Genomic DNA, 18,547 nt, shown 5'->3' with positions numbered 1-18,547 from the left:
AGTTATTAACTGGATAATAAAGGAGATGAAATTTATGAAAACTGTAGTTAATTTAACACAACAATCAGTCCTTGGAGAGATTGAAAGTGTATTGGATACATATCCATACCAGCCTTATCAACAAGCTTTTGCTATTCCTGACTTGCGTCAAGAACTAATTGCTTTTGTCCTTAGCCGTATTCCTTGCCTTTATTACACAATGTCTGAAGGGCTTCCTTCTGCTGAGGCAGAAAAAGAATGTTTGCTCAACTACAAACTACCCCGTAGTCCTTTGGAGCAACAACTCCATGTACAAAATTTGATTCATCAAGGCATTTACTCAATCTTTCAAGAGAAATCAGATTGGATTAGCCATCATCTTTGTGAAAAAGTTCAGCCTGGTTTGGAACCATCTCACTGGTTTGGATGAACTATAGCTAGGAATGAGGAGTTGTTTTAACTCCTCAGCGTTTACTTTTCACTTTTAAAGGATCGTGTCCCCAATTCATTAATGACTAGCGCCAGCGCGTATTTTCCACATCACCTTCAGGCTGCTGTGCTGAGTGACGATGGATATAGCTGACGACTTTTTTCATGTGCGATAACTCATCATCAGTGTAGTCATCTTTTGTCTTTTCTAACATTTCGATGATCCGCTTACCGGATTTATGTCCGATTGATTCATCGTGATCCTTTTTTTGTCCTACAGATTGAGATTCCTCCGTCTTCAGCCAAGATTCTAGCTCTTTTGGTGTCATGTTGACTGAGGAATAAAATTCATCTATTACTAATTTGACATCTTTACTCATAAAGCCAAATTACTCCTCAATGTTTTCAAGAGCCTCAGGTTTATGAGCGGCTTCTTTGCCAGTTTTGTCGCTTTTGACTAAGTATTGGGGATTGTCTTTAGACGCGGCGACATGATGTCCTTTGATATCTGTAGGCGAAGTCAATTTTTTTTCAACCTCGCCAGTGGTTTCACCTTGGGCTGTATTCCACTTCACCTTGTCGCCTTTGCTTAACTCTTCAGCCATAATTTGTCCTTGCTGCTGATTTATACCTGCTCATTATGTTGACTATGGCAGCGTAATTAATCAGTCGAGAGGCATAAAAACCGCTATAGCAAGCTAAAGTGTTATTTATAGTAAGTCTGCAAGGGTGGAAAAAGATGAAATTGAAAGTGCGGTAAGCGTACTCGTTCGGAGAACCCGCAGCGTAGCTATGCCGTTAGGCTAATCGCAACAGCCAAACTCACCGTTAATAGGCTTGATAGAATATCGCTAGATTAGCCAAAAAGAGGTGGAAAATGGCAACAGTTAAACTTGAATTCCATCTATCTTCAAGAATTTGCTAAACGCTGTAAAGCAGTTGAGACAGCCAGATTTACAGGAATTTATATCTCAGGTTATAACACTACAAATGCAGAGAAAAGCTTCTAGATTGCTACTAAAAATTAATCACAGCATTTCAGAGTAAATACAGAATTCTTATGCCAAATTGCTGGCTAAAAGAGAAGCTGTGGCGGAATCTGCTCAAGAATGTTATAAGTATTGTCGAAATCAAGCAAGATTGGTTATTCAACTATTGTTAATAACACAGATCATACCCAGAAGTCAAAGCGGCAAGTTATACCATTTCACAAAAAATATGATGTAGATGTAGTGGATGTAGGTTGGGTTGAGGAACGAAACCCAACATTCCAAAGTCTTTTAATTGTTGGGTTTCACTGAGTTCAAACACCACTTCACTCAAGTCGGGAAACCCGCCCACGTGAGTGGCTCCCCAACCTACGCATCTGTCTCATTTTTTGCTGGAATTGGTATTAGCTCTGGATAAAAACTAGGAAGAATTCCTTGCTGTAGGATCGCGCTATAGAATCATCGTTGTCAATTGTGCTACACCTAGAGTTATTATTTTTTAAATATCAGTTGCACACCTCATCACTTATTTAGGTAAATTGCATGACATTTGACAAAGAAAAACGGGTTCCAATAGTGTTACAGCTTAAGGGTTCGGTTATCAAAGCAATTGCTAAACATGTTATATGGTGTGGAATTTTCGGTACTATTGTTTGGATACTTCACTATTTTAAATTTCCTGTTTCGCAACCTATTTTAGGGAGTGTTATTCCTAGTATCGTTTTAGGTTTATTACTTGTTTTTCGCACAAATACAGCATACGAGCGTTTTTGGGAAGGAAGAAAAAGCTGGGGTTCTATAGTCAATACTGTTCGGAATTTGGCGCGGCAAATCTGGGTGACTATAGATGAAATCTCTCCTGAAGACAAAAAAGATAAAATTACAGCTTTATATCTATTAGTAGCTTTTGCTGTGGCTACTAAATTGCATTTACGGGGGGAACCTGTAAATCATGAGTTAAAAGAATTAATGCCGTCCTCTATGTATCTTGAATTAAAGATAATGAATAATCCACCCATAGAAGTAGCTTTCTGGATTGGAGATTATTTACAACGGCAATATGACCGCAATTGCCTCAATAGTTATCAGTTAATATCTATACAAGAGTTATTGAATAATCTTGTAGATAATTTAGGTATTTGCGAGCGCATTTTAAAAACGCCTATGCCCCTTGCTTATGCTATTCATCTTAAGCAACTGTTATTACTGTATTGTCTCTTATTACCTTTTCAGATGGTAGATAGTCTTGAGTGGTGGACGGGTTTAATTACTGCTTTAGTCAGTTTTACTTTATTTGGTATAGAAGCGATTGGCTTAGAAATAGAAAACCCTTTTGGTTATGATGCCAACGACTTACCCTTAGATACGATTTGCAAGACCATGAAGCGCAATATCGATGATTTAACCAGCTTAACTCCCAATGTGCGTAGGCATAGCCCGTCGTAGACATCGCCTCGAGATAATTTGATTAATGCCGAAGATTTGAGCTTCGGCAACTAGCAAGATATGAAATAGGGGTAATCTTCATTAAGATTCCATTCCTGATTAAAATGATTGCAAAAACAATACAATCTTAACAAAAAAATAACCACGGATAAACACCGACAAACACCGATAAATTATCTGTTGTTTCATCTCTAAAACATTTACTTATGCAAGAAGTTTATTTGAACTTGCATTAATTTTATAATCGCCTAATCGCAATTTCTAAACCTTCACATACACTTGTAAGAAAATCTAAATCTAAGCTAGCAATCGTATCACTAGGTTTGTGATAATTTGGATTGCGTAAGAATGCCGTATCTGTCACCATAATTGCTGGATAACCTGCATCCCAAAAAGGTGCATGATCGCTTAGTCTAGTTTGCCTAACAATTAAACCTCGATTTGGTACTGGTAGCCACTGACTAGATATACCAAATTTGCGAATACTCCGACTCATGCTAATTAAGTCAGGTATTGTCCGCAGATTCCCAATTAAACCAATAAAATCACCGCGATTTGGGTAAAAGCGTTCTAGTGGAGGTGGATAACTTTGGCTACCTGGCGTAGAATCTGTATAACCCAGCATTTCCAAAGACAACATCAAGCGTAATGGCTGCTTTTGCTGGCGCAACAAAGCTGCATAGTCAGCACTACCCAGTAAGCCATATTCTTCCATATCAAAAGCAACTAGGCGTAAGGGATATTTTACTGGTTCAGCCGCAAACTTCTTGGCCAATTCCAATAAAACTGCCACACCTGTAGCATTATCATCAGCTGCTACTGTTCCAGGGACAGCATCATAGTGAGCAGCAATTAAAATTGGTGGCAAATTTCGCTTTTGCCTTCTTGCTTGAGCAGGTAAATTTAGTATGAGATTTTGGCAGGTTTTGCTCCCTACCTCAAAGGTGTGGATTTCCACACTTCCCCATTGAGCAAATTGCTGTCGAATATATTCTTGGACAAAAAAATGTCCAGCTGTTGCCATGTAGGGATCGCGTTCTCGCGCTATTTCCGTCAGGTAAGTTTGTAATCGTTCTTTTAAATTCAATTGTTTAAATATAGTCGCAATATCAAAATTTGCAGGCAGAGGGAAACACAGAGCAAGTATGATTAAAGTGCATTTCCCAATTCTAAGATGCGTAAAGTAAATAGCTTGGATAGCAAGGGTTGAGGGTGTTTGAACACACCAACCATTGTCAATGTTATCCTAGTCTTGCAACTAGCTTCTTTAGCTAAAATCCCGATCCTTTCTACCTTAATAATGACTATTATACCGTTGAGGGGTTTTCATCCCAGAGCAAAAAGCTAGAGGCAGTCTCGCCCAATCATAATAAATATAGTAATAGTAAGACACATTTAGGAGAAGAGTAACGCATGGGCAAGGTAGTCGGCATCGACTTGGGTACAACCAACTCAGTAGTCGCCGTAATGGAGGGTGGCAAGCCGGTGGTGATTGCCAATGCAGAAGGAATGCGAACAACCCCCTCCGTTGTGGGCTTTAGCAAAGAAGGCGAAAAAGTCGTGGGTCAAATGGCACGACGACAAACCGTTCTGAATCCCCAAAATACTTTTTTTGCGGTGAAACGCTTTATTGGACGCAGGTATAGTGAGCTAAGCCCAGAATCGAAGCGTGTACCCTATACTATCCGCAAGGACGAAGTCGGTAATATTAAGATTGCTTGTCCTCGGTTGAATAAGGAATTTGCCGCCGAAGAAGTTTCGGCAATGGTGCTGAAGAAATTGGCAGACGACGCCAGTACCTACTTGGGCGAACCAGTAACAGGGGCAGTGATTACGGTTCCTGCTTATTTTAATGATTCCCAGCGACAAGCCACTCGTGATGCTGGCAGAATTGCTGGTTTAGATGTGTTGCGGATTCTCAATGAACCTACTGCCGCTTCTCTAGCTTACGGATTGGATCGTGGTGATACGGAAACCATCTTAGTATTCGATTTAGGTGGTGGCACCTTTGACGTATCGATTCTAGAAGTAGGCGATGGGGTTTTTGAAGTTAAAGCCACTAGTGGAGATACACAACTTGGTGGTAATGATTTTGACAGAAAAATTGTAGATTGGTTAGCAGAGCAATTTTTAGAGGCAGAAGGGGTAGACTTAAGACGCGATCGCCAAGCTTTACAACGTCTGATGGAAGCTGCGGAAAAAGCCAAAATTGAACTTTCTGCTGTCAGCGTTACCGATATTAACTTGCCCTTTATCACCGCGACTGAGGATGGTCCCAAACATCTGGAAACTCGCATCACTCGTTCCCAATTTGAGGATTTGTGCGGTGATTTGGTAGGACGTTTGCGGACACCAGTCAAACGAGCATTGAAAGATTCTGGACTCTCACCCGCAGACATTGAAGAAGTGGTGTTAGTAGGCGGTTCCACCCGGATTCCAATGGTCAAGCAGTTAGTGCGTGACTTAATTGGCATAGAACCCAATGAAAACGTCAACCCCGATGAAGTAGTAGCAGTAGGCGCAGCAATTCAAGCTGGTATTCTTGCAGGCGAACTTAAAGATGTGCTGCTTTTGGATGTAACGCCCCTATCTGTTGGGTTGGAAACCATCGGGGGCGTAATGAAAAAATTGATTCCTCGAAATACTACCATCCCAGTGCGCCGTTCTGATATTTTCTCTACTTCAGAAAATAACCAGAATACTGTGGAAATCCACGTAGTCCAGGGCGAACGGGAAATGGCAGCCAATAACAAGTCTTTAGGACGTTTCAAGCTGTATGGTATTCCCCCAGCACCAAGAGGAATTCCCCAAATTCAAGTGTCATTTGATATTGATGCAAACGGGATTTTACAAGTAACAGCCCTGGATAGAACTACTGGTAGAGAGCAAAGTATCACAATCCAAGGTGCTTCTACCTTGAGTGAATCTGAAGTGAATCGGATGATTCAAGATGCTCAAAAATATGCTGATATCGATCGCGAACGCAAAGAACGAGTAGAAAAGCGCACTCGTGCTGAGGGATTGATTGGCCAAGCCGAACGCCAACTTAGAGAAGTGGCGTTGGAGTTTGGGATGCAGTTCGCCCGTAGTCGCCGCCAACGAATTGACAACATTTCTCGGGAACTGAAGGACGCTTTAAAAGACAACGACGATCGCGGAATTGACCAAGCTTACGCCGATCTACAAGATGCTTTGTATGAGCTAAACCGGGAAGTCCGCCAGTATTATGCTGAGGACGAAGACGACGACTTATTTGGTACTATTCGCGACATCTTTACTGGTGGCGACAAAGAACGGGAACGCGATTATCCTAAAGATTCATATTGGGATCGTGATTCCTATGGTAGAGACTCTACTAGAGACTACGGCAGAGACTCTACTAGGGATTATGGCAGGGATTCTACTAGAGATTATGGCAGGGATTCTACCAGGGATTACGGGAGAGATTCTAACAGGGACTTTGGCAGAGACTCTAACAGGGACTTTGGTAGAGATAATCGTTCTTCTTCTGATAATCGGTCTTCTCGCAAACCTCCTCGTCCAAGCTACCAGGATAACTGGGATGACGATGATGACGATTGGTTGTAGTACTCCTGAGCTACCACATGGGTTTAGTAGTCCGGAAAAGCGAGTGAAATTGCTTCAAAATTCGGATTTGGTAATTGGTAATTGGTAATTTGTTATTAGTCAGCAGTATTTAGGAAAATAGCCGACAACTGACAGCACCCGTTACTTATTACCAAAATCTCAAATCTAAAATTTAAAGTTGAATAACTGAACTATGCAAAATTTGCAGAATTTTCGCGATTACTACGAGATTTTAGGAGTACCTAAAGAAGCCTCAAGTGAGGAAATTAAAAAGGTTTATCGGCGTTTAGCACGACAGTATCACCCCGACCTCAATCCTGGAAACAAAGCAGCTGAGGAAAAATTTAAGGTTATTGGTGAGGCTTATGAAGTCCTTTCCGATCCAGCCAAGCGATCGCAGTACGATCAATTTAGCCGCTACTGGAAGCAAAAAGGCTTTAATAAACAAACGCCAAAGAGTAAAATTTGGGATAATCCGGCTAACAACCGTAACAGCACTCAAGAAGTAGATCCTGGGCAATTTGCAGATTTTGAAAGTTTTATTAACCAAGTAATCGGTGTCGGCGTTGGTCGTAAAGACACCAGAAATGGGTCAGCTAGCAACACGAATAGCGATCCGTTCCGTACCCCAAAAAGTAGAGTAGAGTACACAGTACCCAAGAGCCAACCACGCCCCACCCGTCGGGATATAGAAGCTAGATTAACCCTACCATTAGAAAAAGCTTATGTAGGTGGTAATGAACGCATTCGTCTTGAAGATGGGCGATCGCTAGAAGTAAGTATGCCTACTGGGATGGTAACAGGTCAAACTATCCGACTACGTAACCAAGGCATTGGTGGCGGTGACTTATACTTAAAAATTACTGTCGAGCCGCATCATTTGTTTAAGCTAGACGGTTCCAATATTGTTTGCCAGATACCTGTGACCCCCAGTGAGGCTGTCTTGGGAGGACACGTAGAAGCACCAACTCTTGATGGGCCTGTAAAGATGACCATTCCCCCGGGAGTTAGATCTGGTCAAAGATTTCGGTTGGCGAATAAAGGCTACCCCAATGACAGTGGTAAACGTGGCGATCAGTTGGTGGAAATTCAAATAGTTACGCCAAAAACTATTACTCCTGAAGAACAAGAACTCTACGAAAAAATCCGCCAAATTGAAACTTTTAAACCTCGTGCTGATTTACTGAATTAGGGATTTAGATAATCGCTTGTAATTTTAGAGATGCAACATGAGAGTAAAAATCTGGCAAATAGTCACGATACTCTCTTGGTGTTTAGGTTGCATGAATTTTTAACAGGGCTAACTGAAGCGATACCAGCAAGGAATAATGACTTGGACGCGCAATGGAACCTGAAATTAGCAGCACATTTCACACGTCCTTGGTCTGAAAGACGAGGAATTGAGTCAATTGATCGCAATGCTGAAGTCATACTTGTGAAAGTACCATTGAATTTACTATCTGATGTCCTTGCAGCTAAAGCAATTGAATCAAAACGCGATGTCATAAGTTCAGAAATTGAAGTGTCAGGTTCTTTCGTGTTCGCATATCAACTAGTTGGACATGATTGGTCTATTATTGTTCCTGATATACTCAGTGATTTAGCAGTTTTGTATTCAACAGAGTTAGCTCAGCTTTCAAAGCAGTTGGAACAGCCAGTTATTAGATTAATTGTGAGTGACACTAGCTGCTGCATTAGCTATGAATTGTTTGAAGGTGGAGAACTTGTTGAGTGCTTTAGTGGGTTGGAATATGATGAATCACCTGAAGATTTTGATGAGCACAGTATCGAGGCTCAACGGTATATCTTGTCTCCCTACCCAGATGACTATCCGGAAGCTCAACAAACAGCATACTTTTGGTCAATTCGTCGTCAAATAACAGCTAAAGAGATTGGCAATATTTGGGATTTTACATATCAATTTCTGTGCGATCACGATGCATTTGATCCGGCCATTGACTGCGGAAATTTACTAGGAGAATACTTTTTAAGCGTGGCGATCGCTACTTAGTTAAAAATCCAGAGTTCACTTTAGTAATGGGTACTGGGAATAAGATTACATCAGTGCCAGATATAATTAGAGTTGATTATTTTAGATTTGGCAATTGATGCTAAAAATTTATCTGTTGCCGTTCAGTACAGAATTATGCCATGCATAAATCGCTTTAATAGTTTTGGTAAGTAAGCAACAATTTTTATGCCACCTCATACATCACAATTTTGGTTTATTGGTTTTATACCGCTTGTAATTTGGCTAATCCAACCAACATATTTTGTTTGCACATTTTCAAATTTAGCTAGCTTCATCCAATCATCTACACTCTCTGCGGCATAAGCTTGGGAATAAGGTTCTTTGAAGATTTTGATTAGCCATGCAGCATGACGCAGCCTTTTCTGATTACCATCAAGAACAATCAATTGTCCTCCTGGTTTCAGGAGGCAGAAGCATTCTTGCAAAATTAACTGAGAAATATTCGGTGGCGTTTCGTGGAATAAAAACGAGGCTGTCACTAAATCAAAGGTAGCTTCTTCTAAACCAGTGTTCTCAGCTAAACCATGCAACCATTGAATATTCAATCCTGCTTGTTTAGCTTTGTAGTCCGCCACAACTATCATATACGCAGACAAATCTAACCCGATGACTACCGCTTGCCCAAAAGCTTGCTTTAACATCAAAGTTGCAGAACCAGTACCGCAACCCAGATCGAGAATCCTTGTTGGCTGAGACTTAATTGCAGTAATTAACTGCTTGCGAATCCAAGTTTCATTGGGTGGGGAAGCAAAAGCCGTCACCGGATCGTAAGTCATCGCTGCTACAGAATTTAGATAGCCACCTGCAATACCATGAAAATTCTGGCTGCTGTAATAGTTGGGATAAATCAAGTCTGCTTGTCGCCAGACATCGCTTTCTTGCTGCCAATCGATAGTTTCATACCACCGCAGTTTATCATCTCCAATTACTAGACGCAGCAGCGACTTTAAAAAAAGTTGCCCAATCGGATAATCAATTATTGACACAGCAACCTCACCTGTTTCCATCACCGTGATATAGCAGTCCCAAATCATCTGTGAGACACTACTAATGACAAATGACTGTTTATGAAAGTCAATCACAAATCAAATAGGATTGGATACCATGAATTTAAACTATATAAAAGAAAAAATTTCCCCTATTATAAAAGTTATATCTACAGTGCTGATAGCCAGTGCAATTGGCTTGGAATTATGGAATGTTTATGCAGTAACAAATAATATTCAAGTACCCAGCAGCCTGAATCCTATTTTTTGGATTGAACGCTTTGCTGTTAGCTGCCATTTAATTGAGGCAGTTATAGCAGCTTTTTACGCACCTTCCAGAAAGAAGATGCCAATACAATATGCTACTTATACTTTTTTTGTCGGCACAGTTGGTTTGTTAGAGTTATTTGATAAAAAAGATAAATAGCTGCGTCTTTTATGCAAGCACTAATTAACATATCGTCTGAGAAAAATATCAGGCGATCGCTCTAGAACTCAGAGGCGATTATAAAGTAAATAATTAGACGACACATAGTAGACAGCGATAGGTGGGCACTGCCCACCCTACAGTAAATGGCTAGGATTTTTCCTAATTTTAGGTAGTTACTGAGCGTTGTTTGGGTTCAGGAATTTGACGCCCTAATCGTTGAGCAATTTCTACCCATTCTTGCATGATAATTTCTATATTTTGCAGTGCTTGTTGATAACTTTCTCCATCGGCAGCACATCCCGGTAATTCTGGAGCTTCGGCAATAAATGCTTGGTCTTCTTGGCTCCAGTAGAGAATTATTTCATAACGAAGATTCATTTTTAATTCCTATCTGGTACTTCAGAATGGCTGCACGCACTAGTTTAACTTGGTAGGCTTTAGCTTTGCCTTTTTTGTGCTGTAGGTTTAATATTTCTGGGATATCTTTTTTGGTGAAGATATAATTTCCGCCACGAATTTGCTCATCAAAGCCTAGTCTGTTTAAGAGTTGCCATAGTTGAGCAAAAGGGATTGCTGTATCAGAAGTCCCCGCTAGAATTTTCGCTAAGATTGGATCTGGTTGACTCACGTGTTTGAGAATGTCTTACTGCATCTATAGTCTCATATTTATTTGAGAGTGTCTTGATGTTTAGATAAATGCAATAGAGCGCTTCTTGCGCATAGCCAACGTCGCACGTAGCTAGACCTGTTTGCTGAAGATGAGGTTGCTTCATCTAAATTGAACTTAGGATAGGAGAAAGGCAAAGCTAAATTTTATATTTAACGCAACTTAATCACTCTGAAAAAATAAAAATAAGACGGTTTTTTAACTTTTTGATGGCACAGATTACAAATAAAGTTTATTGAGCTTTCTTCAGCAATCTCAAACAATACTAATTATCACATGGTATCAATAGTCAACAGTCAATAAGACCAGCGTCAATATTGACCATTGACTTTCTAAAATAGATGTTCGCTTAATTTATGCATTTGCATCTTTGCCATCTTTGCCTACTAAGGTAGGAGTAGGATTGGTTTTAGCTTGAGAGGCATTTTTTAAAGCAACCCAGCTACTAGCAATTGGCATTCGCCAACCAGTACCAAAGGCGCGATCGGTGATTTTTAGTCCAGGAGGTGCTTGTCGCCGCTTAAATTCAGCACGTGCAAGCATTTGGATAACTCGGTCTACAATTACTGCATCGTGTCCGGCGGTGACAATTTCGGCGGCTGATTGATGTTTGTGAATCAGGCGTTCCAAAATGTCATCTAAAACCTCGTAAGGTGGGAGAGAATCTTGATCGACTTGGCCTGGTTTAAGTTCGGCGCTGGGTGCTTTGGTAAGAACATTTTGGGGAATAATTTCGCTGTTACGATTTAACCAATGGCAAATTGAATAAACGCGGGTTTTGGGAACGTCTGCAATTACTGCCAACCCGCCATTCATGTCGCCATAAAGGGTACAGTAACCAACTGCCATTTCTGATTTATTGCCAGTAGACAAGAGGAGATAGCCGAATTTGTTAGCAATCGCCATTAATAAGTTACCCCGAATCCGAGATTGCAGATTTTCCTCAGCAATGCCAAACTCAGTCCCAGCAAACAACTCAGCTAAACTGCGATCAAAGCATTGCATAGGTTCGGCAATTGGTAATACAGTAGTTTTAATGCCGAGATTTTCTCCTAATGCCAAAGCATCGCTAATCGAATGTTCGGAACTATAAGGAGAAGGCATCAGAACACCGAAGACATTTTCTTTGCCGAGTGCAGCAACAGCGATCGCAGCTACCAATGAGGAATCAATCCCTCCACTTAAACCTAGTACTACTTTAGCAAAGCCACACTTATGGGCATAATCGCGCACGCCTAAAACCAAAGCTGACCAGATTTCTTCGTCTTCAGACTGATATGCAGGTGCTACAGTACCTAACTTAAAATCCCGTTGTTTTTCGTCAAATTCAACGATTACCAAGTCTGCCTCAAAACCACGGGCACGAGATATAATTTCACCTTGACGGCTCAAGGCAAAACTGCAACCATCAAATATTAGGTCGTCATTGCCTCCGATTTGGTTAGCATAGATCATCGGCTGTTGAAAACGCACTGCACTATGCTTCAGCATGAGTTCTCTAAATTGCTGCTTGCCGACAGTGTAAGGTGAGGCAGACAAATTCACAATCAAATCCACACCCAAAATTGCTAAATCAGCGATCGGGTTGACTGCGTAAGTGCGTTTACCCCAAAATTCCTCATCATTCCATAGATCTTCGCAAACAGTGACACCGATATGCAGATCGTCCAAGGTGAAATAGTTCGCTTGTAACCCTGGTTCAAAATAGCGGTATTCGTCAAATACATCATAAGTAGGTAAAAGCCGCTTGTGAAAAACTTGCTTTACCTGTCCGCCTAGCAATAAAGCAATGCTATTAAATAAACCTTTACCACCTGTAGTATTTGCTTTGAGATTTTCTTCTACAGTTCCTACTAAAACAGCTAAATTTGGTGGCAAATCTCTCGCTAATTTTTTTAGGGTAATACCCATCGTCGCCACAAAACTAGGATTTAGCAATAAATCTCTTGGTGGATAGCCGCACAAAGAAAGTTCTGGTGTTAACAGCAACCGCGCACCACCTGCTACGGCCTGTTGTGCTGCTTGCAGAATTTGTTGGGCATTTCCGGTTAAATCACCAATTTTAGGATTAAGTTGAGCGATCGCAATTTTCATATTAGTTATTTGTCATTGGTCATTTGTCATTGGTGAACCAGTGCGGTCTTGAGGGTTTCCTCCATGAGCAACTGGTGAACCCGAAGGGTCAATTGTCATTGGTCATTTGACTTTTGACCATTGACTCTGGACTTTACAGTTAAATAAATACCAAAGGCTTATCCTTAAAAGGGTCAAAAGCTTCGGCGTCAAACTTATACAAACTGGCCGGACGACCAGCACCACGCGATACCTTAATTCCGGTATCGCATAAAAAACCTAACTTGAGTAGACGCGCCCGAAAATTAGAATAATCGGAGAAGTTTTCGCCTAAAACTGTGGTGTATAACTGATATAAATCATTTAAAGTAAACATTTCTGGCAAAACTTCAAAAGCTACCGGGCTATACTCCAACTTATTGCGTAAACGCCTGTGTCCGTAAGCTAAAACTTGATTATGATCAAAAGCTAATTGAGGTAATTGTTTCACCGGATACCATGCTATGCCAGTGACTCCATCAGCAATTAATTCTGCTTCCTCAAACCGCACTAAGGCGAAGTAGCTGACTGAGAGATAACGCACACCATAACTATCGGTAGCTTCCCGTGGATCGCGATTGGGTCCGCCAAAGGTATATAGCTGCTCTAAATAGAGATTTTTCACGCGAATTTTTTCAGCCATGATCCGATAGGCAGCATCTTCTAAAGATTCACCTTGACGAACCAAAGTACCGGGAAGACTCCAACAATTTAAAAATGGTTCCTGCTGTCGCATAACCAAGAGCACGAGCAGTCGATTTTGTGCAGTATCTACAGAAAAAATTACATTATCAACACCAACTTTAAAATCAGCCAAAGGTTGTTGATTTAACGGAGTTGGAAACTTTTTGTGGTTGCGTCCTGGCATTTGTACAAATGCTCTTGATGAATATAGGCAACGATAGATGGAGTTAGAGCTTGAGAATCTCCATGTTCGCGATAGGCTGTCGAGGAAATATCTAGTCCAGTTAAGCTGGCGATCGCCATTTTCCCGCCTAGCTTTTGCACTCCCTCTAAACTAGACTCATCTATCGCATATCCCGGTCGCGGTACTACTAATAATTGCACTTGCCGCAACAAATCTTCAACTTGATACCAACGGGGTAGCTGACTCAGTAAATCTGAACCAATTACTAAGGTATACTCGGTATCCTCTCCCCAACGAAGTTTCGCTTTTGCCACTGTTTCTAGCGTTCGGAAGCTACTTAACTCCTGTTCTAAAGCAATATTGTGCCGTGATGTCTGGATATCCGCAATCAACAATCGCAGCATTGCCGCCCGATGTACTAATGCTGTTTGATGAGTTTTAAAAGGATTATCCGCAGCCCAAACTGCCACCCAATCATAACGCTCAGATAACCAACCCAGAATCGCCTGATGCCCAGCTGTTGGTGGATCGGCACTAGTACCAAACAAAGCAATTTTTTTCATCTTACTTTGCATCCTTTGGAGTTTGTTTTTTAGTCTCTTGTGTCAATCCTTGCAGGGCGTTGGAAATTTCTACATTCACTGATACAGGACGATCTAATCGCCTTGTCTGTTGTGGTAGACTGGCGACCGAGGCGGCGGTACGATGTCGAATTGTTGCTAAAGACTCTGGCGGTTGCAGCTGTTGACCTTCCTTCATCACAAGTTGCAATAAAGGTTCTTCGCCTAGAGAAGTTTCTGTGGCTAATCCCAATCTATCTACTTTTATTGTGCCTCCAGCGAAGGAGCGAAAAATTTGCTTGCGTCCGGGATAGGTAGCTTTGTCCCGCGATTCTTTCATGACGGGGATACCATCAATTTCTACAAGTTTATAAACACCATTGACAGGCGCACCTGTAACTAGTCGCGTACCTAATCCATAGCCATCAATTTGGGCACCAACGGCTTTGAGTCTGGCAATTTCCCACTCGTCCAAGTCGCCACTAGCAAAAATTGGCACACCAGGAAGCAGCGATCGCACTTGTTTTGACAAGGTAACTAAATCTCCCGAGTCTAACCTGACTCCAGTCAAATGCATTTCCCCAGAATTTACTTTTTGAGCTAACCGTTGGGCAGCAGCGATCGTATCGTAAGTATCAATCAACAATGGCGCACCCGGAAAATATCGATGAAACGCGCTAAAAGCTTGTTCTTCACTACCTGCCATTGCTGAAAGTGCCATCACCAAAGCGTGAGCCATCGTACCACTGGGCTTTTGGTTGAGTTGTAGCGCGGCTAACACATTAGAAGTTGAATCCAATCCTCCTGCTAACGCCGCCCGCGCTGCCCACAATGATCCTTGGGGGCTAAATGCCCGTCTTGTACCAAATTCTAAAAGTGTGGCTTGTTCTCCGGCTACATCTCTAATCCTGGCGGCTCTTGTGGCAATTAAAGTTTGATAATTAATCGTATTTAATAGATAAGTTTCTACTAACTGTGCTTGCCAAAGGGGTGCTTCCACCCGCAACAATGGCTGATTTGCAAACACAGCGGTTCCTTCTGGTACTGCCCAGACATCTCCAGTAAAACACCCTTCGGCTAGCAACGACCAAAAGCGATCGCCAGCTTGACTAAAAATTCCCGTTGCTTGCAAAGCTTCGATCTGAGAGGAACTAAAACGCAATTTTTTCAAATATTCCAAGGCTTGCGCCAGTCCCATCGCAATTAAATAGCCAAAACCCTCTGGTAACTTCCTAGCAAATAATTCAAAGCTGGCCTGTTTTTGTTCTACACCTTCACCTGCATAACAAGCTGCCATTGTTAGTTGGTAAAGGTCAGTCAGCAGGCTGTAATCCTCAGCAGCAAAATTCAGTTCCTGGTTAGGGTAATCTTGCTGTTGTTGATTGTTTGTATATCTCTCCAAGTCCGGGAAAGTGGTCATGCCGGAGCGTCCTTACAAGAATGCTTGTATTATTATGGTAACTTTCACCATAAATAATGTCAAGCCTTGGCAAGTTCTGTAATTAATGGTTCTAAAAAATTAGATTTATCAGCAGATTAATCTAATTTTCATAAATTATTTAATATTTTTTAATAGTTATAGCTAATAATATAGAAAGTAGCTTGCCAAAAGTATAATGAAATGTAACAATAAGTTGTCTGAAAAATTAGCAGCATCTTTGTCAATCAAGGGTTTGAGAAATAGCTAATTTACAATTAGAATTAAACACAAAAGTTTAACTAGCAAAGAAGCTAAAGTATTGCAAACATATCTGTAAAAGTATTGCAGAGCTTGTTGATATATTGAGGATTTAAGCAAGGGTAGAATATCAGAATTAAAGTAAAGACATCACCAATTAATGCGACTCATAAAAAGGAGTCTAAGATTATGGGTATTTCCAGAATCATCGCTAGCATAACTCAATTTATTTCTGAAGCCGCAATGCGGATTTTTGGTCCTAATGATGATGCTTATCCTGTGATTGGTGTTCAACCCTTTACAGGCGATCCTTACAGAAAAGGTATGGCAGATGATTGGTAAATAAAAGATTAGTCATAAATGAGATATTTTGAAATTAATAAACTAAAGGCGTGAGGTTTTACCCACGCCTTTTTGTTTAAGGATGCTGATATTCAGTATTGAATAGGAGCATAACAAAAATCAACTTTTAATTTAGATAGTGCAGCTTGATAATTAAAGGCTAATCAATGTCTCTCATCAAAGTTAATAGTATTGTTTAAGGTTGAGTAGACTTTTCTAGGAGGGCTTTTTGTTGCAACCAATCTTTACCCACTTGAATACTGACATCAGAACCGATATTCCCAGTGCTTTCCACGCGTACTTCCCCAAATCCTAAAGTTTGGCGAACTACTTCTGCACTGTTACCATCTCCTTGTTGAGCGACAATGTGAGTCACATCCAAAGGTTCACCCCAAGCTTTGGCTACAAAAACATTGCGATATCCAGCTTTTTCCAAGGATCTAATTAAAGGTCGCAAATTAGTGCGATCGCTACCTGTGCTATCTTGAATAGCTACACGTAAAGAACCTGGTTCAACAGTCTGCTGTTCTTGTGCTTGTGTTGATTCCACACCATAGTGTTTTGCCATCAGCTTGGCAATCCCATCTTTATTGGGTAACCAATAGCTAGCATCAAATTCACCTTTTTCGCTAAAGCGACCTGGAACCATTAACATCTGCATATTTGAGCGATTGGTTCGCACACCAAAACCCACTAGCGCCAACAACTCCTCAACAGCCAAGTTGGTATCTATGTTTTCTTTAACGACATCAAGTACTTTTGGCAATTGAGTCACAGTTGCAGGGTTAAGTGACTGATCCATCAAAGCACGCAGCACCATTTGTTGGCGTTGAATCCGCCCAATATCCCCGAGTGCATCATGGCGGAACCGTAATAATTGCAGCGCCTGATCGCCATTAAGATGCTGTTTACCTGCCTTCAAATTGATGTACAAATGCTGGGATTCATCTTGATACTTCATATCTTTGGGAACGTAGACAGTAACGCCACCCAAAGCATCAATTAGCTTGGCAACCCCCAAAACGTTAATTCGGATATAGCGATCAATGGCTACTCCATTTAAAAGATTGCTGACTGTTTTGGCGGTTAAGGCTGGTCCACCTTCAACATTGGCAAAATTAATTTTTTTGATGCCATGCCCTTCTATTTCCGTGCGTGTATCTCTGGGAATCGAAAGCATGATAATTTTTTTTGTCTCTGGATCAAATTTGATCAAGAGCATGACATCAGAAAGACCATCAAAAGAGTTTACCTGAGGCTGGTAGCTGAGATTTTTGGTTTCGGCAGGAGGATTTTGAACATCTGGTGGGAGTACGCTCATCCCCATAAGTAAGATATTGACGGGGCGAGTTAATTGTGAAAATCGCAACCCACTTCCAGAGATGCGATCGCCATCGAATACTGCTTCTTCTTGGGGACTAAGTTGGGCTTGCTGTAAATTACTGGTTAAAGAAACTGCCAACAGTGCCCCTGCTGTAGCTGAAACCATCGCAATACCGCTCATACCTACCCAAAACCACAACCAACGTCCAGATTTAGAGCTTTGGATCTTTTTTCTGCTGGCTTTGGAGACGTTTGCCGATGGGTTTTCTTCCGCCGAAGTTCTTTGAATGGTCACAGACATCCTCACACTTACTGATCAAATCCGGTACATTTGCAGACTAATAAATATGCAGACAAATCAAACGATGATAGCTAATTCTTAATTATTAGTGCTAACTTTTTGATTGTTGTGTCAACCACAACACTTATAGCAGTCTTTTTCTTTTTTTTCGACAAATTGGATGATGTGTTATTGCAGTATGACAACAATAAACGACTTTGACCAGATCCCTTAAGATATAATCTTTAATTTGGCAAAAAATTAAGTAAAAGTACTGACCTAATTATTACCTAGAAATTAAGATAAATACTTGCCAATCACTCGCTCGGCAAACCGACTAAACCCTGGCAAACGGTGAGATTTTCCTTGAATTAGGCGAAAAATCAACCAGACACTCACCAAAAAGTAACCAGAAGTGAGAAAACTATTGAGAATTAATAGTCGCAGTCCGAAAAATTCTAAATTCTCAGCCCCGGTTGCTAACAAAAAGTAACCCAAAAACCAGGTAAATGCCAAAGTAATAGACAGCCGGCTAGCAGCTAGTTGTTCCCGACTTCCCTGACGGCGATAGAGAGTCCACAGCGATGGGAAAAAGCCAATAACTGGAATCAAATACACAAGCAGCTGTGTTTTAGGGGTGGCTGAGTCTTCATCAGGAATTAAGGATTGGGAATATGAAGAAGACGCGGTGACGGAACTCTCCCTGTCACTGTACCCCCATGTCTGTGTGTCTGTTGACTCAGATGCAGGCGAATTGTGATTTGGTTGAAGATTTTCCATTTGGTTGAGTCTAATCCTAAACTAGGAAGATGAATGAGAGTCATGTAGTTAGAGATAA

20 protein-coding genes are annotated in these 18,547 nt (G+C 41.1%); 7 read left to right on the top strand and 13 right to left on the bottom strand.

The features are described from left to right. Positions 1 to 34 precede the first annotated feature (34 nt). Entirely contained in the window at positions 35 to 409 is a 375-nt protein-coding gene (locus tag BV375_RS10550) for a hypothetical protein (RefSeq protein ID WP_086760137.1), read from the top strand. Between the two features lie 85 nt (positions 410 to 494). On the opposite strand, the gene BV375_RS10545 is transcribed toward BV375_RS10550, so the two are convergent. The 3 genes from BV375_RS10545 to BV375_RS36780 form a co-directional block, all read right to left on the bottom strand. Then, positions 495 to 788: a DUF3140 domain-containing protein gene (locus tag BV375_RS10545; RefSeq protein WP_086760135.1), complete on the bottom strand. Its 294-nt coding sequence runs from the start codon at positions 786 to 788 to the stop codon at positions 495 to 497. A gap of 9 nt (positions 789 to 797) precedes the next feature. Further along, entirely contained in the window at positions 798 to 1,013 is a 216-nt protein-coding gene (locus BV375_RS10540; protein ID WP_086760133.1) for a DUF2945 domain-containing protein, read from the bottom strand. Between the two features lie 592 nt (positions 1,014 to 1,605). Beyond that, a complete protein-coding gene (locus BV375_RS36780; protein WP_166507424.1) occupies positions 1,606 to 1,749 on the bottom strand; it encodes a hypothetical protein in 144 nt (47 codons plus the stop codon). 191 nt (positions 1,750 to 1,940) lie between these two features. Here BV375_RS36780 and BV375_RS10535 point away from each other — a divergent pair, with 191 nt between their 5' ends. Then, on the top strand, positions 1,941 to 2,843 hold the full coding sequence (locus BV375_RS10535; protein WP_086760131.1) for a bestrophin family ion channel: 903 nt from the start codon (positions 1,941 to 1,943) through the stop codon (positions 2,841 to 2,843). 238 nt (positions 2,844 to 3,081) lie between these two features. On the opposite strand, the gene BV375_RS10530 is transcribed toward BV375_RS10535, so the two are convergent. Then, entirely contained in the window at positions 3,082 to 3,930 is an 849-nt protein-coding gene (locus BV375_RS10530) for a M28 family peptidase (protein ID WP_086760130.1), read from the bottom strand. A gap of 326 nt (positions 3,931 to 4,256) precedes the next feature. On the opposite strand from BV375_RS10530, the gene dnaK reads away from it, so the two are divergent. The 3 genes from dnaK (at position 4,257) to BV375_RS10515 (ending at position 8,442) form a co-directional block, all read left to right on the top strand. Then, complete coding sequence (dnaK, locus tag BV375_RS10525) at positions 4,257 to 6,431, top strand: molecular chaperone DnaK (protein WP_086760128.1); 2,175 nt, start codon at positions 4,257 to 4,259, stop codon at positions 6,429 to 6,431. 193 nt (positions 6,432 to 6,624) lie between these two features. Further along, complete coding sequence (locus tag BV375_RS10520) at positions 6,625 to 7,623, top strand: J domain-containing protein (RefSeq protein WP_086760126.1); 999 nt, start codon at positions 6,625 to 6,627, stop codon at positions 7,621 to 7,623. A 30-nt stretch (positions 7,624 to 7,653) separates the two neighbouring features. After that, complete coding sequence (locus tag BV375_RS10515) at positions 7,654 to 8,442, top strand: hypothetical protein (RefSeq protein WP_086760124.1); 789 nt, start codon at positions 7,654 to 7,656, stop codon at positions 8,440 to 8,442. A gap of 194 nt (positions 8,443 to 8,636) precedes the next feature. On the opposite strand, the gene BV375_RS10510 is transcribed toward BV375_RS10515, so the two are convergent. Continuing rightward, a complete protein-coding gene (locus tag BV375_RS10510) occupies positions 8,637 to 9,545 on the bottom strand; it encodes a class I SAM-dependent methyltransferase (RefSeq protein WP_243713905.1) in 909 nt (302 codons plus the stop codon). 22 nt (positions 9,546 to 9,567) lie between these two features. Here BV375_RS10510 and BV375_RS10505 point away from each other — a divergent pair, with 22 nt between their 5' ends. Continuing rightward, on the top strand, positions 9,568 to 9,876 hold the full coding sequence (locus BV375_RS10505; RefSeq protein ID WP_086760122.1) for a hypothetical protein: 309 nt from the start codon (positions 9,568 to 9,570) through the stop codon (positions 9,874 to 9,876). Positions 9,877 to 10,044: 168 nt separating this feature from the next. On the opposite strand, the gene BV375_RS10500 is transcribed toward BV375_RS10505, so the two are convergent. The 6 genes from BV375_RS10500 to BV375_RS10475 form a co-directional block, all read right to left on the bottom strand. Continuing rightward, entirely contained in the window at positions 10,045 to 10,257 is a 213-nt protein-coding gene (locus tag BV375_RS10500) for a type II toxin-antitoxin system HicB family antitoxin (RefSeq protein ID WP_086689655.1), read from the bottom strand. Continuing rightward, the gene (locus tag BV375_RS10495; RefSeq protein ID WP_086689654.1) at positions 10,241 to 10,507 is read right to left on the bottom strand and encodes a toxin HicA; all 267 of its coding nucleotides are present in this window, start codon (positions 10,505 to 10,507) and stop codon (positions 10,241 to 10,243) included. Before BV375_RS10495 ends, BV375_RS10500 begins: the two co-directional genes overlap by 17 nt. A gap of 393 nt (positions 10,508 to 10,900) precedes the next feature. Further along, positions 10,901 to 12,640: an NAD+ synthase gene (locus tag BV375_RS10490; protein WP_086760120.1), complete on the bottom strand. Its 1,740-nt coding sequence runs from the start codon at positions 12,638 to 12,640 to the stop codon at positions 10,901 to 10,903. Between the two features lie 139 nt (positions 12,641 to 12,779). After that, positions 12,780 to 13,526, bottom strand: coding sequence for an NUDIX domain-containing protein (locus BV375_RS10485; RefSeq protein ID WP_086760118.1), 747 nt, complete (start codon positions 13,524 to 13,526; stop codon positions 12,780 to 12,782). Next, entirely contained in the window at positions 13,487 to 14,089 is a 603-nt protein-coding gene (locus BV375_RS10480; RefSeq protein ID WP_086760116.1) for a nicotinate-nucleotide adenylyltransferase, read from the bottom strand. Before BV375_RS10480 ends, BV375_RS10485 begins: the two co-directional genes overlap by 40 nt. A gap of 1 nt (position 14,090) precedes the next feature. Then, positions 14,091 to 15,506: a nicotinate phosphoribosyltransferase gene (locus BV375_RS10475; RefSeq protein WP_086760114.1), complete on the bottom strand. Its 1,416-nt coding sequence runs from the start codon at positions 15,504 to 15,506 to the stop codon at positions 14,091 to 14,093. A gap of 447 nt (positions 15,507 to 15,953) precedes the next feature. Here BV375_RS10475 and BV375_RS10470 point away from each other — a divergent pair, with 447 nt between their 5' ends. Beyond that, entirely contained in the window at positions 15,954 to 16,106 is a 153-nt protein-coding gene (locus tag BV375_RS10470; protein ID WP_086760112.1) for a nicotinate phosphoribosyltransferase, read from the top strand. Between the two features lie 196 nt (positions 16,107 to 16,302). On the opposite strand, the gene BV375_RS10465 is transcribed toward BV375_RS10470, so the two are convergent. Both BV375_RS10465 and BV375_RS10460 read right to left on the bottom strand, forming a co-directional pair. Beyond that, positions 16,303 to 17,724, bottom strand: coding sequence for an LCP family protein (locus BV375_RS10465; RefSeq protein ID WP_086760324.1), 1,422 nt, complete (start codon positions 17,722 to 17,724; stop codon positions 16,303 to 16,305). A 282-nt stretch (positions 17,725 to 18,006) separates the two neighbouring features. Beyond that, on the bottom strand, positions 18,007 to 18,489 hold the full coding sequence (locus tag BV375_RS10460; RefSeq protein WP_243713904.1) for a hypothetical protein: 483 nt from the start codon (positions 18,487 to 18,489) through the stop codon (positions 18,007 to 18,009). Positions 18,490 to 18,547 lie beyond the last annotated feature (58 nt).

The sequence above is a fragment of the Nostoc sp. 106C genome (assembly GCF_002154725.1).
In the GTDB taxonomy this organism is placed as follows: Bacteria; Cyanobacteriota; Cyanobacteriia; order Cyanobacteriales; family Nostocaceae; genus Aulosira.
This window is presented reverse-complemented; position numbering and strand designations above follow the sequence as displayed.

What these genes read in the sequence shown, in the direction of transcription:
- BV375_RS10550 (WP_086760137.1), top strand. Translation starts at nt 35, where the DNA reads ATGAAAACTGTAGTTAATTTAACACAACAATCAGTCCTTGGAGAGATT.
- BV375_RS10545 (WP_086760135.1), bottom strand. Translation starts at nt 788, where the DNA reads ATGAGTAAAGATGTCAAATTAGTAATAGATGAATTTTATTCCTCAGTC.
- BV375_RS10540 (WP_086760133.1), bottom strand. Translation starts at nt 1,013, where the DNA reads ATGGCTGAAGAGTTAAGCAAAGGCGACAAGGTGAAGTGGAATACAGCC.
- BV375_RS10535 (WP_086760131.1), top strand. Translation starts at nt 1,941, where the DNA reads ATGACATTTGACAAAGAAAAACGGGTTCCAATAGTGTTACAGCTTAAG.
- dnaK (WP_086760128.1), top strand. Translation starts at nt 4,257, where the DNA reads ATGGGCAAGGTAGTCGGCATCGACTTGGGTACAACCAACTCAGTAGTC.
- BV375_RS10520 (WP_086760126.1), top strand. Translation starts at nt 6,625, where the DNA reads ATGCAAAATTTGCAGAATTTTCGCGATTACTACGAGATTTTAGGAGTA.
- BV375_RS10515 (WP_086760124.1), top strand. Translation starts at nt 7,654, where the DNA reads ATGCAACATGAGAGTAAAAATCTGGCAAATAGTCACGATACTCTCTTG.
- BV375_RS10505 (WP_086760122.1), top strand. Translation starts at nt 9,568, where the DNA reads ATGAATTTAAACTATATAAAAGAAAAAATTTCCCCTATTATAAAAGTT.
- BV375_RS10500 (WP_086689655.1), bottom strand. Translation starts at nt 10,257, where the DNA reads ATGAATCTTCGTTATGAAATAATTCTCTACTGGAGCCAAGAAGACCAA.
- BV375_RS10490 (WP_086760120.1), bottom strand. Translation starts at nt 12,640, where the DNA reads ATGAAAATTGCGATCGCTCAACTTAATCCTAAAATTGGTGATTTAACC.
- BV375_RS10485 (WP_086760118.1), bottom strand. Translation starts at nt 13,526, where the DNA reads ATGCCAGGACGCAACCACAAAAAGTTTCCAACTCCGTTAAATCAACAA.
- BV375_RS10480 (WP_086760116.1), bottom strand. Translation starts at nt 14,089, where the DNA reads ATGAAAAAAATTGCTTTGTTTGGTACTAGTGCCGATCCACCAACAGCT.
- BV375_RS10475 (WP_086760114.1), bottom strand. Translation starts at nt 15,506, where the DNA reads ATGACCACTTTCCCGGACTTGGAGAGATATACAAACAATCAACAACAG.
- BV375_RS10470 (WP_086760112.1), top strand. Translation starts at nt 15,954, where the DNA reads ATGGGTATTTCCAGAATCATCGCTAGCATAACTCAATTTATTTCTGAA.
- BV375_RS10460 (WP_243713904.1), bottom strand. Translation starts at nt 18,489, where the DNA reads ATGGAAAATCTTCAACCAAATCACAATTCGCCTGCATCTGAGTCAACA.